Here is a 14,525-nt window from a genome sequence, read left to right as displayed (position 1 = left end):
GGCGCGCCGGCCCCGTTCCGTTACGGCTTCAGGCCCCGGACGGTGAGGGTGAGGAGGCGGTCGGCCAGGTCGGGATCAGCGGGCGTCTCCTCGGCTGCGAGGGCGATCGCGTTCGTCAGCTGGAGCAGATCGCCGATCGAGACCCCGGGACGTACGGCGCCCGCCTCCTGCGCACGGGTGAGCAGGGCGCTGCCCGCCTCACGGATCGGGCCGCTGCACCGGCCGAGCTCCGAACCGTCGTCGTACGAGGCGGAGTACGAGACGGTCATGAGGGCCCGCGACAGCCCGCGGTACTCGCCCGCGTGCCTGATGATGTCGCGCAGCCAGGTCACGAGGGCACCGCACGGCTGCGGATCGTCGAGCAACTCGCGGGAGCGCGCGAGGAGTTGCCCCACAGCGTCCTCGAAGACCGCGCTCATCAGGGCGTACCGGTTCGGGAAGTGGCGGTAGAGCGTGCCGATACCGACGCCGGCGCGCTTCGCCACCTCCTCCAGGGGCGCGTCCGTGCCGTGCGCGGCGAAGGCGGCGCGCGCCTCGGCGAGGAGGCGCTCGTAGTTGCGGCGCGCGTCCGCCCGCATCGGGCGCGGGGGCGTCCTGTGCGAGGTCTCTCCCGAGGCCGTGCTCACCATGGCGCCCACCTCCTTCCCCTCCACCCCGCGGACCTTCAGCATGCCACCGCGCGGGGAGCGCTCGGGGCGGTGCATGCGGTGGCTGGGTGCATTGTGGTGCCGGGTGCGCCCCAGGCTTGTAAGGGGCGCGGGGAACTGCGCGACCAGCCACAACCAACCCGCAGCCGCTCACGCAGCGAACCCGGCAGACGAGACGCACCCCACCCAACCGCCGGAGGCAACCGGCAGACGAAACGCACCCACCCCCGGCGGCAGCCGTCAGACGATCAGTCCTTGATCTCGCAGATCGCCGCACCGGAGGTGATGGACGCCCCGATCTCCGCGGACAGACCCTTGATCGTGCCCGCCTTGTGCGCGTTGAGGGGCTGCTCCATCTTCATGGCCTCCAGGACGACGACCAGGTCGCCCTCCTTGACCTCCTGCCCCTCCTCCACGGCGATCTTGACGATGGTGCCCTGCATGGGGGAGGCGAGGGTGTCACCGGAGGCGACGGGACCGGACTTCTTGGCCGCGCGACGCTTGGGCTTGGCGCCCGCCGCGAGACCCGTACGGGCCAGGGTCATGCCGAGGGAGGCGGGCAGGGAGACCTCCAGGCGCTTGCCGCCGACCTCGACCACCACGGTCTCCCGGCCCGTCTCGTCCTCGGCCTCCGCGGCCTCGGCGGGGGCGGCGAAGGGGGCGATCTCGTTGACGAACTCGGTCTCGATCCAGCGGGTGTGGACCGTGAACGGGTCGGTGGAGCCGCCCAGTTCGGGCGCGAACGCCGGGTCGGTGACGACAGCCCGGTGGAACGGGATGGCCGTGGCCATACCCTCGACCCGGAACTCGTTCAGCGCCCGCGCGGCCCGCTGGAGAGCCTGCTCGCGGGTGGCACCGGTGATGATCAGCTTGGCGAGCAGGGAGTCCCAGGCCGGGCCGATGACGCTGCCGGACTCCACGCCCGCGTCCAGGCGCACGCCGGGGCCGCCGGGCGGCGCGAACGTCGTGACCGTGCCGGGCGCCGGGAGGAAGTTACGGCCCGGGTCCTCGCCGTTGATACGGAACTCGAAGGAATGACCGCGCATCGGCGGGTCGTCGTAGCCGAGCTCCTCGCCGTCGGCGATGCGGAACATCTCGCGGACCAGGTCGATGCCGGTGACCTCCTCGGTGACCGGGTGCTCGACCTGAAGGCGGGTGTTGACCTCCAGGAAGGAGATCGTGCCGTCCTGGCCCACGAGGAACTCACACGTGCCCGCGCCGACGTAGCCGGCCTCCTTCAGGATGGCCTTCGAGGCGCGGTACAGCTCCGCGTTCTGGGCCTCGGACAGGAAAGGGGCCGGGGCCTCCTCCACCAGCTTCTGGTGGCGGCGCTGGAGGGAGCAGTCACGGGTGGAGACCACGACCACGTTGCCGTGGGTGTCGGCCAGGCACTGGGTCTCCACGTGGCGCGGACGGTCCAGGTAGCGCTCCACGAAGCACTCGCCGCGGCCGAAGGCCGCCACCGCCTCACGGACGGCCGACTCGTACAGCTCGGGCACCTCTTCCAGGGTGCGGGCCACCTTCAGACCACGGCCGCCACCGCCGAACGCCGCCTTGATCGCGATCGGCAGGCCGTGCTCCTCGGCGAAGGCCACGACCTCCTCCGCACCCGAGACCGGGTCGGGGGTGCCCGCGACGAGGGGGGCGCCGGCGCGCTGGGCGATGTGCCGGGCGGCGACCTTGTCACCGAGGTCACGGATCGCCTGCGGCGGCGGGCCGATCCAGATCAGGTCCGCGTCCAGCACCGCCTGGGCGAAGTCGGCGTTCTCGGAGAGGAAGCCGTAACCGGGGTGGATGGCGTCCGCGCCGGAGTCCTTGGCCGCCTGGAGCACCTTGGCGATGTCCAGGTAGCTGGTGGCGGGGGTGTCACCGCCCAGGGCGAACGCCTCGTCCGCCGCGCGGACGTGCAGGGCGTCCCGGTCCGGGTCGGCGTACACGGCCACGCTCGCGATCCCCGCATCCCGGCACGCCCGGGCGACGCGGACAGCGATTTCGCCACGGTTGGCGATCAACACCTTGCGCACGATGGCTCCCTCTCCTTGAAACAAGCGAAGTTTAGGGACTGCCGACACGGCGTTTCGACCCGTCCTCAATGGTGAGCTTGCCCACACGGAGCGTGAGTGGACGCTCGCCCGACCTGCGAAATCCCTTGTGGCACCGCACTCCGCAGGACTCCACCGGAAAACCCTAGCCGTCCGACGTGGTCAAGGTCTCTATGAGGCCGTGCTGCGCCCGGATGGGTTTCTTTGTGGAGTCCCTACTAATGGCCCAATGATTCTTTGCCCTCGCGGAAACCCTTGTCCCCTGGTTTACCCGTTAGTAGCGTTCGCGATGTCCCGGTGGCGCCGGCGGTGGCGGACGTCACGGCCCCGGGTGACGGACGACGGCAGCGAAGACGGGGTGGGACCGGTGATACGGAGACCGGTGGCGATGGTCACGGCGCTCGTGCTCTTCGTGGAGGCCGGGGGTGTCGCCTGGCTCAACTGGTTCCTCGGCACCGTGGTGGACCGCCAGGACATGTCCCTCGCCGGGCTCGACCCGGACGCGATGTCCACCTCGTCGAAGGCCGGCGGCCTGGTCTTCGGCCTCTACTTCGCCCTGTGCGGCCTCGCCGCGCTGCTCGTCGCCCTGCGCGGCCGGCCCGCCACCGGCGTCCGGCGCGTCCTGCTGATCAGCGCGGCCGTGGTGCACGGGCTGCTCGGCGCGTTCGCGGTCGGCCTGGTGGGCTGGGGCGCGTTCACGTTCATGATGGTCGTGCTCGGACTGATCCTGCTCACGCTGATGACGGACGAACGCCGGGCGGGCCCGGACGACCCGGTCACGTCTGCTTCGGCGTCCACAACTCCGTGATGCCCACGCCCAGTTGGGCCAGCAGGCGCCGTACCAGCGGGAGGCTGATCCCGATGACGTTGCCGTGGTCCCCGTCGATACCGTCGATGAACGGCGCCGAGCGCCCGTCGAGCGTGAACGCCCCGGCCACGTAGAGGGGTTCACCGGAGGCGACGTACGCGGCGATCTCCTCGTCGGTCGGGTCGCCGAAGCGGACCACGGTGGACGCGGTGCCGGAGGCGTACCGCTCGCCCACCGTGTCCCAGACGCAGTGTCCGGTCTGGAGCGTGCCCGCCCGGCCGCGCATCGACTTCCAGCGCGCGGTGGCCTCCTCGGCGTCGGCGGGCTTGCCGAGCGCCTCGCCGTCCAGGTCGAGCACCGAGTCGCAGCCGATCACCAGGGCGCCCTTGACCTCGGGCTTCGCCGCCACGACGGAGGCCTTCGCCTCGGCCAGGGCCAGCGCCAGCTCAGCGGGGGTGGGGGCGGTCACGGCGTCCTCGTCGACCCCGCTGACGATCACCTCGGGGTCGAACCCCGCCTGGCGGAGCAGGCCCAGCCGGGCGGGGGACTGGGAGGCGAGGACGAGTCGGCGGCGCGGCTGATCAGTCATGCGGTCAGGGTATCGGCGCCGCCGCGGTCACGGCCCGGGGCACCGGCTCACCGCATACCGAGCACGAGCATCGCGAGCACCATGGCCAACGCCACGAGAACGCCCAGCCGCCGCAACATGTCCTGAGTGTCGCGCAGTTCCTTGGGCGGTTCGTTCTCGGGATCGGACCACAGCATGACAACGATGCTGCGCCCGCCGACCGGCCCGGCGCCTGAGTACGCGTACTCAACTTGCGCGGTCCGCGCCGACCGCGCCGACCGGCCGACCAGTGTCTAGCCCTGGCCCGGCCAGTACGTGCGGCCCCACGCCGTCGGTCCCGGCTGGGGCAGGCGGCGGGTGGCGATGCGGGACGGGTCGGACCAGGAGTCGCGGGGGCGGGGCGCGCCGGACGGCTCGGCGGCCGCCGCCGCGGCGCGCGCCCGGACCACCGCCAGTGCGGCGGCCAACTCCTCTGGGGTCGGATTGCCCCGTACGACCTTGATCGTCATGGCGGCTCCAAGGGTTCGGGCAGGGGTCCTGGTTTACAGGGGGCCTGGTCTACAGGGGGATGTTGCCGTGCTTCTTCGGAGGGAGGCTTTCCCGCTTCGTCCGCAGGGAACGCAGACCGCGCACGATGTGGGAGCGGGTGTCGGACGGCATGATCACCGCGTCGACGTAGCCGCGCTCGGCCGCCGTGTAGGGGTTGAGGAGCGTGTCCTCGTACTCCTGGATCAGGCGGGCGCGCACCTCCTCGCGCTCCGCCTCCGGGGCGGCCGCGATGGCACGCCGGTGCAGGATGTTCACCGCGCCCTGGGCGCCCATGACGGCGATCTGGGCGGTCGGCCAGGCGAGGTTGAGGTCCGCGCCGAGGTGCTTGGAGCCCATGACGTCGTACGCGCCGCCGAAGGCCTTGCGGGTGATGACCGTGATCAGGGGGACGGTCGCTTCCGCGTAGGCGTAGATCAGCTTGGCGCCGCGGCGGATGATGCCCGTGTGCTCCTGGTCGACGCCCGGGAGGAAGCCGGGGACGTCCACGAAGGTGATCACCGGGACGTTGAAGGCGTCGCAGGTGCGGACGAAGCGCGCGGCCTTCTCGGACGCGTCGATGTCGAGACAGCCCGCGAACTGCATCGGCTGGTTGGCGACGATGCCCACCGGGTGGCCCTCGACCCGGCCGAAGCCGGTGATGATGTTCGGCGCGAACAGCGGCTGCGTCGCGAAGAACTCGGCGTCGTCCAGGACGTGCTCGATCACCGTGTGCATGTCGTACGGCTGGTTCGCGCTGTCCGGGACGACCGTGTCCAGCTCGCGGTCCTCGTCGGTGAGGGAGAGGTCCGCCTCCTCCGGGAAGGCCGGGGGCTCGCTGAGGTTGTTGGACGGCAGGTACGACAGCAGCTGCTTGACGTACTCGATGGCGTCCTTCTCGTCGCCCGCCATGTGGTGGGCCACACCGGAGGTGGCGTTGTGGGTGCGGGCGCCGCCCAGCTCCTCGAAGCCGACGTCCTCCCCGGTGACCGTCTTGATGACGTCCGGGCCGGTGATGAACATGTGCGAGGTCTGGTCCACCATGACCGTGAAGTCGGTGATCGCGGGCGAGTAGACCGCGCCACCCGCACACGGGCCGACGACCAGGCTGATCTGCGGGATCACACCGGAGGCGTGGGTGTTGCGGCGGAAGATCTCGCCGTACATGCCGAGTGCGCTGACGCCCTCCTGGATGCGGGCGCCGCCGGAGTCGTTGATGCCGATGACCGGGCAGCCCGTCTTCAGCGCGAAGTCCATCACCTTCATGATCTTCTGGCCGAAGACCTCGCCCAGCGCCCCGCCGAACACGGTGAAGTCCTGCGAGAACACGGCGACCGGACGGCCGTCCACCGTGCCGTGACCGGTGACGACGCCGTCACCGTACGGGCGGTTCTTCTCCAGGCCGAAGTCGGTCGAGCGGTGCCGGGCGAACTCGTCGAACTCCACGAAGGAGCCCTCGTCCATGAGGAGGATGATCCGCTCACGGGCCGTCAGCTTGCCCTTCGCGTGCTGTTTCTCCACGGCGCGCTCGGAGCCGGCGTGCGTCGCTTCATGGATGCGGCGCCCCAGATCCGCCAGCTTGCCCGCGGTGGTGTGGATGTCGATCTCTTCGACCGTCTGGCGCTCTTCCAGCTCTTCCGGCTCGGACATCGGGATGCGGCTCCCTGCCTGCTCAATGGGGGGACGAGAGGGTGACGTACTCAGGTATCCGCTCAGGTACCTGCTCAGGGACGTGCTCACAAGTGGGTAGGGCTACTCATCCGTAGCGTAGTGGTGTGCCCGCGGATCAGCAGTGCGGCGTTGACCACACCTAGGGTGTGTTTCATGAGCCCGCGAGATGCATCAGACGCGCACGACAACGGCGGCAGGGGCGGCAGGGGCGACGGTCCGGGCGGCGGCCGCTGGTCCGACCTCGGCCGGCCGCCCCTCAACGCCACCGCCCTCCGCCGTGCGCTGGTGCGGGAGAGCTCACTGTGGTCCGAGGTGGAGGTGGTGCAGCGCACCGGGTCGACGAACTCCGATCTCGTGGCCCTCGCCGAGGCGGGCAAGGCGGCCGAGGGCGCGGTCCTCGTCGCCGAGGAGCAGAACGCGGGGCGCGGGCGGCTGGACCGCACCTGGAGCGCTCCGGCGCGCTCCGGACTGTTCTTCTCGGTGCTGCTGAAGCCGGCCGGGGTGCCCGTGCACCGCTGGGGCTGGCTGCCGTTGCTGACGGGCGTCGCGGTGGCGACGGGGCTGGCCCGCGCGGCCGGCGTGGACACGGCCCTCAAGTGGCCCAACGACCTGCTGGTGACCCTGGGCGGCGAGGAACGCAAGGCCGGCGGCATCCTCGCCGAGCGCGCCGGACCGGACGGCGTGGTCGTCGGGATCGGCATCAACGTCACGCTCCGCGAGGACGAACTGCCCGTGCCCACGGCGGGCTCCCTGTCCCTGGCGGGCGCCGCGAACACGGACCGTGACCCGTTGCTGCGGGCCGTCCTGCGCTCCCTGGAGCAGTGGTACGGCACGTGGTGCGAAGCCGGTGGCGATCCCGCCCTCAGCGGCCTCCAGGAGACGTACGCGGCGGGCTGCTCCACGCTGGGCCGCACGGTCCGCGCGGAGCTGCCGGGTGACCGCTCGATCGTGGGCGAGGCGGTCGCGGTGGACGGCGACGGCCGCCTGGTTCTGGCCACGGGGGAGGGCGTGCAGGAGCCGGTGGGGGCGGGCGACATCGTCCATCTGCGACCTGAGTGACGTGGGGGACTGCTGGGTACCCGGAGCCTCCCGGTGAAGCGGTGAACGCTGGGGACGATCAAGTCGTACGAGTCTGGGGGCCGGCCCCCCGGCACGGGCGCCCGCGGGTCCCAGCTGGGAGGGGCTGCGGGCCCTCGGCAGGACCCCCAGCCGGAAGGGTGCCGACGGACCTCGGCAGGCGAGTGAGCCAGCGCACACCTGCCGTGCTGTGTTGACCCGGGGGGTAACCCCCGGACCCCCAGCCGGGAGGGGCTAGCGGACCTCGGCAGGCGAGTGAGCCAGCGCACACCTGCCGTAGAGTTGAGGCCGGTCGATACCTGACCGTGGCAGATCGGAAGGGCAGCAGGCGTGACCGTCGACGACACGGGCTCCGGCACGGGTGCACACCCCGGTCCCGACGCCGATCCGGACCGTACCGTCGGGTCTGCCAGCGACGCTCCGGGCGACCGGGCCGAGCCGCGGGGACGCGGGGAAGCGCAGGGCGACGACCCCGCCGAGAACCCCCTGGCCCTGCGCCTCGAAGGGCTCATCCTCGGTGCCGAGCGCCGGTACACCCCCTTCCAGGCGGCCCGCAGCGCGGGCGTCTCCATGGAACTGGCCTCCCGTTTCTGGCGCGCCATGGGCTTCGCGGACATCGGCCAGGCCAAGGCCCTCACGGAGGCCGACGTCCTCGCCCTGCGGCGGCTCGCCGGTCTCGTCGAGGCGGGGCTGCTCAGCGAGGCGATGGCGGTCCAGGTGGCCCGGTCCACGGGGCAGACCACGGCCCGGCTCGCCGAGTGGCAGATCGACTCCTTCCTGGAGGGACTCACCGAGCCCCCCGAACCGGGCATGACACGGACCGAGGTCACCTATCCCCTGGTGGAACTGCTCCTGCCGGAACTGGAGGAGTTCATCGTCTACGTCTGGCGGCGCCAGCTCGCCGCCGCGACCGGCCGGGTCGTGCAGACCGCCGACGACGAGGAGATGGTCGACCGGCGGCTGGCGGTCGGCTTCGCAGACCTGGTCGGCTTCACCCGGCTGACGCGCCGCATGGAGGAAGAGGAGCTGGGGGAGCTCGTCGAGGCCTTCGAGACCACGGCGGCCGACCTGGTGGCCGCGCACGGCGGCCGGCTCATCAAGACCCTGGGCGACGAGGTGCTGTACGCGGCCGACGACGCGGGCATCGCCGCCGAGATAGCGCTCCGGCTCATCGAGACGATGGCCAACGACGAGACGATGCCGGAGCTGCGCGTGGGCATCGCGTTCGGCACGGTGACGACGCGCATGGGCGACGTCTTCGGTACGACGGTGAACCTGGCCTCCCGGCTGACGTCGATAGCGCCCAAGGACACGGTGCTGGTGGACTCCGCGTTCGCCCAGGAGGTCATCCGTGGCGGCGACGCCCCCGCCTCCGAGGCGGAGGCCGCCGAGGCCGCGGCCGCCGCCGAGAAGGAGGGCGAGGAGCCGCCGTCCTACCGCTTCGCGCTCCAGCCCATGTGGCAGCGGCCGGTGCGTGGGCTGGGTGTCGTCGAGCCGTGGATGCTCTCGCGCCGGGCGGACGCGTCCCGCTAGTCCGACCCGCCGGCGCTTCAGTCGGGCGGGCCGCCGTCGTTGCTGTCGGCGGTTGCCGTTGCTGCTAGCGGTTGCTGTTGCCGCTGTCTCCGGGGAAGCACAGGCCGATGAGCGGGATGCACAGGCGCCGGTCATCGCGCTGATCCCGCTCGTCCGGGCGGCCCGGCCCGGGAGCCGGAGCGGTGGTGCTCGGCGCGGGACGGGGTGCGTCGGGTGCGGTGGCCGCCGGGGCCGGTGCCTTGTCGGCGGGCGTCCCGGGGGTGCCGGGCGAGTGGGCGGGCGGGGTCTGGGCCGGTGACATGGCCCCGGAGGGAGGGGTCGCCCCCGTTGCCGTACGGGGCGACCGCCCGCTTCCGATGTCCGGCGCGGTAGCCGTGCCGGGACCCGCGGACCCGGCCCGGGGCCGTGCGGCCCTCATCGTCGCCGCCGCGTTGTTCGCCCCCTCCGAGACGCTGTCGGCGGCGGCTCTCGGCTCCGCCTCCGTGGCCCCGGCGCCGCCTCCGCCGACCGGCTCGGGCACCAGCCGCACGAAACTGAGCGCTCCCGCCGCCAGGGCGAGCCCGCCCACCGCGAACAGCATCCGTCGTGGACGGGGCTTGCGGTGCCGCCCCCTCGTGCTGCTCGTCCTCTGCGTCACGGCCGTTCCTCCTCGAAGCGCGCTGTGCCCCCGTTGCGCTGTGCGTGCGCACGCTATGCGTCCCCTCCGGACGCGGAGCGGGAGTTGGGCGCGGTGTCACTCGAACGGGGTCGCCCACCTGTACTTCGCCCGGTGGGGCCCGGCACTTCCCCCCCCCGTGAGGCCTGGCACTTCCCCCTGTCGGGCCCGGCTGCGATGATCGGGGCATCGGAAGTTAACCCGCGTTAACCGGAGGCGTCATGGTGGAGCAAGGGGTCGAGCACGGGGACGAGCAACGGCACGAGCGGCGGTTCGGGGAGTACGTCGTCGTGCGGCGGCACGGTCACGTCGCGGAACTCGTCCTCGACCGGCCCAAGGCCATGAACGCGGTCTCGACCGGCATGGCCCGCTCGATCGCCGAGGCCTGTGAGGCCCTGGCCGCCGACCGGGGCGTCCGCGTGGTCGTGCTGACCTCCACCCATGAGCGGGCCTTCTGTGTGGGGGCCGACCTGAAGGAGCGGAACTCGTTCAGCGACGCCGACCTGGTGCGCCAGCGGCCCGTCGCCCGCGCCGCGTACACCGGCGTACTGGAGCTGCCCGTGCCCACCATCGCCGCCGTGCACGGCTTCGCGCTGGGCGGCGGCTTCGAGCTGGCGCTGTCGTGCGACGTGATCGTGGCGGACCGTACGGCCGTGGTGGGGCTGCCCGAGGTGTCCGTGGGGGTGATCCCGGGCGGGGGAGGCACACAGCTGCTGCCGCGCCGGGTCGGGGCGGCACGCGCCGCCGAGCTGATCTTCACCGCACGGCGCGTGGAGGCGGTCGAGGCGCGGGAGACGGGGCTGGTCGACCAGCTGGTGGACGAGGGACAGGACCGTACGGAGGCGCTGGCGCTGGCCGCCCGGATGGCCGCCCACTCGCCCGTCGGCCTGCGCGCCGCCAAACGTGCGCTGCGCCTCGGACACGGACTGGATCTGCGGGCGGGGCTGGAGGTCGAGGACGCGGCATGGCGGTCGGTCGCGTTCTCGGGGGACCGGGCGGAGGGTGTGGCGGCCTTCAACGAGAAGCGGGCGCCGGAGTGGCCGGGCGAGTAGACGTCACGGTGCCGGGTCCAGCCGTACCGGCCCCCCATCCCCAATCCCCCACCATCCCCAATCCCCCAAAACGCCGCAAAACTCCCTAGCCTGGAGTGATGGGTGAGGACAAGCGGTTGCGGGCCGTGGTGGCGCTGGCGCAGGCGATGGCGGCCGCGCAGACGCCGCGTGAGTCCTGGCGGGCCGCGGCCGCGGGTGCGTGCCGTGCGCTCGCCGGGAGCTTCGCCGCGCTGTCGGTGTGGGAACGCGACCTGGGCCGGCTGAAGGTGCTCGTGAACGTGGGGAAGAGGGCCCCGGACGAGGAGGAGTTCCCCGACGGGGAGTCCTACCCCGTGCATCAGTTCCCGGAGATCACCGAGTTCCTGCACGAGCGCTGGGCGGGCGGGGTCGGGCCCAGCGCGTGGGTCGAGACCGTCGAGGGCCCCACCGGGCCCGGTGCCGAGGGGTACTGCCACCAGCGCGTCGCCGCGCTGCGCCGGCGCGGCCGGGGCAGTTGCGTGATCGCCCCGGTCGTGCTGCACGGCCGTGCGTGGGGCGAGCTGTATGTGGCGCGTCCGGCGGGCGCGGAGGTGTTCCGTACGCGGGACGCGGAGTTCGCGACCGTGCTCGCGGCCGTCGTCGCGGCCGGGATCGCGCAGTCCGAGCGGCTGGAGGAGGCCCGTCGGCTGGCGTTCACCGACCCGCTGACGGGGCTCGCCAACCGCCGTGCCGTCGACGTCCGGCTCGGTGAGGCGGTGGAGCGGCACAAGGTCGACGGGACGGTCGTCAGCCTGGCGGTCTGCGATCTGAACGGGCTGAAGCGGGTCAACGACACACAGGGGCACGCGGTCGGCGACCGTCTGCTGGAGCGGTTCGGGTCGGTGCTGTCGCTGTGCGGGGCGATGCTGCCGGGCATCCTGGCGGCGCGGCTCGGCGGCGACGAGTTCTGTCTGCTGGCGGTGGGCCCCCCGGCGGACGACGTGGTCAAGGTCGCCGCCGAACTCTGCCACCGGGCGGCGGAGCTGGACCTCGGCGAGGGCGTCGCGTGCGGGGTGGCCTCGACGCAGGACCCGATCGGTCCCGTACGGTCGCCGCGCAGGCTGTTCCGTCTGGCGGACGCCGCGCAGTACCGGGCGAAGGCGGAGGGCTCCCTGGGGCCGGTGGTGGCGGGCCGTGCGGGTCCGGGCGACCCGGTGGTCCGCCTCGCCGACCGGCCTCCGGCGCCCGATGTGCCCACGGGGGAGCGGCGCCGCATCCGCGGACGCTGAGCGCCCCAGGGGCAGGGGTCGCGCCCCTGCGCAGGTAAGGAGCTCCTCCCTCATTCGGTCGTGACATTCGACGATTCAGTCCCTACGATCCTGAATATGGATATGCATTCTGTGGACCCGGTGGTGCTCGGGACGTCCGGTGTCACCGCGGCCGACGTCGTCGCCGTGGCGCGCGGCGGCGCCCGGGTCGAGCTCTCCGAGGAGGCCGTGACGGCGCTCGCCGCGGCCCGCGGCATCGTGGACGCGCTCGCGGCCAAGCCGGACCCCGTCTACGGCGTCTCGACCGGCTTCGGCGCCCTCGCCACCCGGCACATCAGCCAGGAGCTGCGCGGCCGGCTCCAGCGCAACATCGTCCGCTCGCACGCCGCCGGCATGGGCCCGCGCGTGGAGCGCGAGGTGGTCCGGGCACTGATGTTCCTGCGCCTGAAGACGGTCTGCTCCGGGCACACGGGCGTCAGGCCCGAGGTCGCGCAGACCATGGCGGACGTACTGAACGCGGGCATCACCCCGGTCGTCCACGAGTACGGCTCGCTGGGCTGCTCCGGCGACCTCGCCCCGCTGTCCCACTGCGCCCTCACGCTGCTGGGCGAGGGGGACGCCGAGGGCCCCGACGGTGCCGTACGGCCGGCCGGTGAGCTGCTCGCCGCCCACGGCATCGCCCCGGTCGAGCTCCGCGAGAAGGAGGGACTCGCCCTCCTCAACGGCACGGACGGCATGCTCGGCATGCTGGTGATGGCCCTCGCCGACCTGGAGCTGCTCTACAAGTCCGCGGACGTCACGGCGGCCCTGACCCTGGAGGCCCTGCTCGGCACGGACAAGGTCCTCGCGCCCGAACTGCACGCCATCCGCCCGCACCCCGGCCAGGCCGCCTCGGCCGCCAACATGCTCGCCGTCCTCAAGGGTTCGGGCCTGACCGGCCACCACCAGGAGGGCGCGCCCCGCGTCCAGGACGCCTACTCCGTGCGCTGCGCGCCGCAGGTCGCGGGTGCCGGCCGCGACACGATGGCCCACGCGCGCACGGTGGCCGAGCGGGAGCTGGCGTCGGCGGTGGACAATCCGGTGGTGCTGCCCGACGGGCGGGTGGAGTCCAACGGCAACTTCCACGGCGCCCCCGTGGCCTACGTCCTCGACTTCCTCGCCATCGCGGCCGCCGACCTCGCCTCGATCGCGGAGCGCCGTACGGACCGCCTCCTCGACAAGAACCGCAGCCACGGGCTCCCGCCGTTCCTCGCGGACGACGCGGGCGTGGACTCCGGGCTGATGATCGCCCAGTACACGCAGGCGGCCCTGGTCAGCGAGATGAAACGTCTCGCCGTCCCGGCTTCCGCCGATTCCATCCCCTCCTCGGCCATGCAGGAGGACCATGTCTCGATGGGCTGGTCCGCGGCCCGCAAGCTGCGCACGGCCGTCGACAACCTGACCCGCGTGCTCGCCGTCGAGCTGTACGCCGCCACGCGCGCCATCGAACTCCGTGAGGGGCTGACCCCCGCCCCGGCCTCCCGGGCGGTGCTGGAGGCTGTCCGCGAGGCGGGCGTCGAGGGCCCGGGGCCGGACCGCTTCCTCGCCCCCGACTTGGCGGCGGCCGACGCGTTCGTCCGCCAGGGGCGCCTGGTCGCGGCGGTGGAGCCGGTGACGGGGCCGCTGGCCTGACGGGTGGGGGAGCAGTGGGCTCGGGGGTCGCGGGCACGTGAGGGTGCGCGGCCCCTTCACCCTCGGGTCAGGAGGGCGCGCCCTCAGGAGAGGGCCCTCAGGAGAGCGCCATACGTTCCCGTCGGAGCGAGTACGCCACGAACCCCGCGCCCAGGCCGAGGAACACGGTGCCGCCGACGAGGTACGGCGTGGTGTCCACGCTGCCGGTGTCGGCGAGTTGGGTCCCCGGGCCCGTGGACCGGGAGGAGTCGGAGGTGGTGACCGCGTCGGTGCCGGAGGTCGTGACCGCGTCCGTGGTCGTCTCGGTCGTCTCGGTCCTCCCGCTCGTCGTGTCCGTGCTCATGGTCGTCAGCTCACGCTTCAGCTGCCCTGTTCCGTCCTGTGTCCCGTCCTGGGTCGCGTTCGCGGACGGGACGAACCACAGGGCCGTGAGGAGGGTTCCCGCGGCGGTGGCGGTCAGCAGCGTGCGGCGTGCGGTGGACGACGATCGACGTGCGGCGGACACGAAATATCGATCCCCTTGTGGAGCTGGCGAATTGGCCGTGTGGGGCGATGTTAGTGAAAGTCGCGGGTCACGGGAAAGTCACGCGAGCCGTGAGCCTTACTCTCCGAGTATGAGCACTTCTGAGACATCACAGTTCATCCGCCTTCGGGTGGAATTGGTGGTCGAGGTCGAGAGCGCCGACGCGCTGACCAAGGCCGCGCGGGACCGTGTCGAGGCCGACGCCGACCTGGCGGCGGACGAGCGGACGCACGCCGAGGGCGCGGTGACGCAGGACACAGCGGAGGCCCTCGCCTACCTCGTCGACCCGTTCGACCTGGTCAGTGAGGTGCCCGGGGTCGATCTGGCCCAGGCCTCCTGGAGCAGTGAGCACATCGACTACGACCCGGACTCGCCTGAGTGGGACCTGGACGAGGATGATGTCGACGAGGACGAAGAGGGCGACCGGGTCGGCTGACCGGCGCGAGGTGAGATTCACAGCCTCGGGCGGCAACCGCTGACCGGAGTTCTGTCGTCTCACGACGCGCACTGACCACCTGTCGTCGAAC

General features: G+C 72.4%; 15 protein-coding genes. 7 read left to right on the top strand and 8 right to left on the bottom strand.

The features are described from left to right. Positions 1-20: 20 nt before the first annotated feature. Complete coding sequence (locus IE262_RS11250; protein WP_189873576.1) at positions 21-578, bottom strand: TetR/AcrR family transcriptional regulator; 558 nt, start codon at positions 576-578, stop codon at positions 21-23. A gap of 317 nt (positions 579-895) precedes the next feature. Then, complete coding sequence (locus IE262_RS11245; RefSeq protein ID WP_189873251.1) at positions 896-2,671, bottom strand: acetyl/propionyl/methylcrotonyl-CoA carboxylase subunit alpha; 1,776 nt, start codon at positions 2,669-2,671, stop codon at positions 896-898. A gap of 406 nt (positions 2,672-3,077) precedes the next feature. Here IE262_RS11245 and IE262_RS11240 point away from each other — a divergent pair, with 406 nt between their 5' ends. Further along, positions 3,078-3,497, top strand: coding sequence for a hypothetical protein (locus IE262_RS11240; RefSeq protein WP_229877235.1), 420 nt, complete (start codon positions 3,078-3,080; stop codon positions 3,495-3,497). On the opposite strand, the gene IE262_RS11235 is transcribed toward IE262_RS11240, so the two are convergent. From IE262_RS11235 to IE262_RS11225, 4 genes are all read right to left on the bottom strand, one after another. Next, complete coding sequence (locus IE262_RS11235) at positions 3,466-4,086, bottom strand: Maf family protein (RefSeq protein ID WP_134029101.1); 621 nt, start codon at positions 4,084-4,086, stop codon at positions 3,466-3,468. The two genes, IE262_RS11240 and IE262_RS11235, sit on opposite strands and share 32 nt — an antisense overlap. Positions 4,087-4,133: 47 nt before the next feature. Continuing rightward, positions 4,134-4,262: a morphogenic membrane protein MmpB gene (mmpB, locus tag IE262_RS40175; RefSeq protein ID WP_131570656.1), complete on the bottom strand. Its 129-nt coding sequence runs from the start codon at positions 4,260-4,262 to the stop codon at positions 4,134-4,136. A gap of 96 nt (positions 4,263-4,358) precedes the next feature. Continuing rightward, entirely contained in the window at positions 4,359-4,574 is a 216-nt protein-coding gene (locus IE262_RS11230) for an acyl-CoA carboxylase subunit epsilon (protein WP_134029103.1), read from the bottom strand. Between the two features lie 49 nt (positions 4,575-4,623). Then, entirely contained in the window at positions 4,624-6,240 is a 1,617-nt protein-coding gene (locus tag IE262_RS11225; RefSeq protein ID WP_134029105.1) for an acyl-CoA carboxylase subunit beta, read from the bottom strand. Positions 6,241-6,414: 174 nt separating this feature from the next. On the opposite strand from IE262_RS11225, the gene IE262_RS11220 reads away from it, so the two are divergent. Together IE262_RS11220 and IE262_RS11215 are read left to right on the top strand one after the other, a co-directional pair. Beyond that, positions 6,415-7,320, top strand: coding sequence for a biotin--[acetyl-CoA-carboxylase] ligase (locus IE262_RS11220; RefSeq protein ID WP_134029107.1), 906 nt, complete (start codon positions 6,415-6,417; stop codon positions 7,318-7,320). Between the two features lie 348 nt (positions 7,321-7,668). Next, on the top strand, positions 7,669-8,871 hold the full coding sequence (locus tag IE262_RS11215) for an adenylate/guanylate cyclase domain-containing protein (RefSeq protein ID WP_134029109.1): 1,203 nt from the start codon (positions 7,669-7,671) through the stop codon (positions 8,869-8,871). A gap of 64 nt (positions 8,872-8,935) precedes the next feature. Here the strand turns inward: IE262_RS11215 and IE262_RS11210 are convergent, their stop codons facing one another. Further along, positions 8,936-9,508, bottom strand: a complete 573-nt coding sequence (locus IE262_RS11210; RefSeq protein ID WP_189873247.1) for a hypothetical protein — start codon at positions 9,506-9,508, stop codon at positions 8,936-8,938. 239 nt (positions 9,509-9,747) lie between these two features. Between IE262_RS11210 and IE262_RS11205 the strand changes: the two genes are divergently transcribed. The 3 genes from IE262_RS11205 to hutH all read left to right on the top strand — a co-directional run bounded on the left by IE262_RS11205 (position 9,748) and on the right by hutH (position 13,475). Further along, the gene (locus IE262_RS11205) at positions 9,748-10,578 is read left to right on the top strand and encodes an enoyl-CoA hydratase/isomerase family protein (RefSeq protein WP_189873245.1); all 831 of its coding nucleotides are present in this window, start codon (positions 9,748-9,750) and stop codon (positions 10,576-10,578) included. A 98-nt stretch (positions 10,579-10,676) separates the two neighbouring features. Beyond that, on the top strand, positions 10,677-11,825 hold the full coding sequence (locus tag IE262_RS11200) for a GGDEF domain-containing protein (RefSeq protein WP_189873243.1): 1,149 nt from the start codon (positions 10,677-10,679) through the stop codon (positions 11,823-11,825). Positions 11,826-11,921: 96 nt separating this feature from the next. Then, on the top strand, positions 11,922-13,475 hold the full coding sequence (gene hutH / locus IE262_RS11195) for a histidine ammonia-lyase (protein ID WP_373305024.1): 1,554 nt from the start codon (positions 11,922-11,924) through the stop codon (positions 13,473-13,475). Between the two features lie 97 nt (positions 13,476-13,572). On the opposite strand, the gene IE262_RS11190 is transcribed toward hutH, so the two are convergent. After that, positions 13,573-13,980: a hypothetical protein gene (locus tag IE262_RS11190; RefSeq protein WP_189873241.1), complete on the bottom strand. Its 408-nt coding sequence runs from the start codon at positions 13,978-13,980 to the stop codon at positions 13,573-13,575. Positions 13,981-14,089: 109 nt separating this feature from the next. On the opposite strand from IE262_RS11190, the gene IE262_RS11185 reads away from it, so the two are divergent. Continuing rightward, positions 14,090-14,434 carry a hypothetical protein gene (locus IE262_RS11185; RefSeq protein ID WP_189873239.1) on the top strand — a complete coding sequence of 115 codons (345 nt, stop codon included), beginning with the start codon at positions 14,090-14,092 and terminating at the stop codon, positions 14,432-14,434. The last annotated feature ends 91 nt before the right edge of the window (positions 14,435-14,525 follow it).

It is taken from the genome of Streptomyces bluensis (genome assembly GCF_014650715.1).
Taxonomy (GTDB): domain Bacteria; phylum Actinomycetota; class Actinomycetes; order Streptomycetales; family Streptomycetaceae; genus Streptomyces; species Streptomyces bluensis.
Note: the sequence above shows the minus strand (reverse complement) of the source record. Positions and strands in the feature narration are given on the sequence as shown.

Bases quoted from the DNA above. Each gene is read 5' to 3' on its own strand.
- IE262_RS11250 (WP_189873576.1), bottom strand. From the start codon at position 578: ATGCGGGCGGACGCGCGCCGCAACTACGAGCGCCTCCTCGCCGAGGCG.
- IE262_RS11240 (WP_229877235.1), top strand. From the start codon at position 3,078: ATGGTCACGGCGCTCGTGCTCTTCGTGGAGGCCGGGGGTGTCGCCTGG.
- IE262_RS11235 (WP_134029101.1), bottom strand. From the start codon at position 4,086: ATGACTGATCAGCCGCGCCGCCGACTCGTCCTCGCCTCCCAGTCCCCC.
- mmpB (WP_131570656.1), bottom strand. From the start codon at position 4,262: ATGCTGTGGTCCGATCCCGAGAACGAACCGCCCAAGGAACTGCGCGAC.
- IE262_RS11230 (WP_134029103.1), bottom strand. From the start codon at position 4,574: ATGACGATCAAGGTCGTACGGGGCAATCCGACCCCAGAGGAGTTGGCC.
- IE262_RS11225 (WP_134029105.1), bottom strand. From the start codon at position 6,240: ATGTCCGAGCCGGAAGAGCTGGAAGAGCGCCAGACGGTCGAAGAGATC.
- IE262_RS11220 (WP_134029107.1), top strand. From the start codon at position 6,415: ATGAGCCCGCGAGATGCATCAGACGCGCACGACAACGGCGGCAGGGGC.
- IE262_RS11205 (WP_189873245.1), top strand. From the start codon at position 9,748: ATGGTGGAGCAAGGGGTCGAGCACGGGGACGAGCAACGGCACGAGCGG.
- IE262_RS11200 (WP_189873243.1), top strand. From the start codon at position 10,677: ATGGGTGAGGACAAGCGGTTGCGGGCCGTGGTGGCGCTGGCGCAGGCG.
- hutH (WP_373305024.1), top strand. From the start codon at position 11,922: ATGGATATGCATTCTGTGGACCCGGTGGTGCTCGGGACGTCCGGTGTC.
- IE262_RS11185 (WP_189873239.1), top strand. From the start codon at position 14,090: ATGAGCACTTCTGAGACATCACAGTTCATCCGCCTTCGGGTGGAATTG.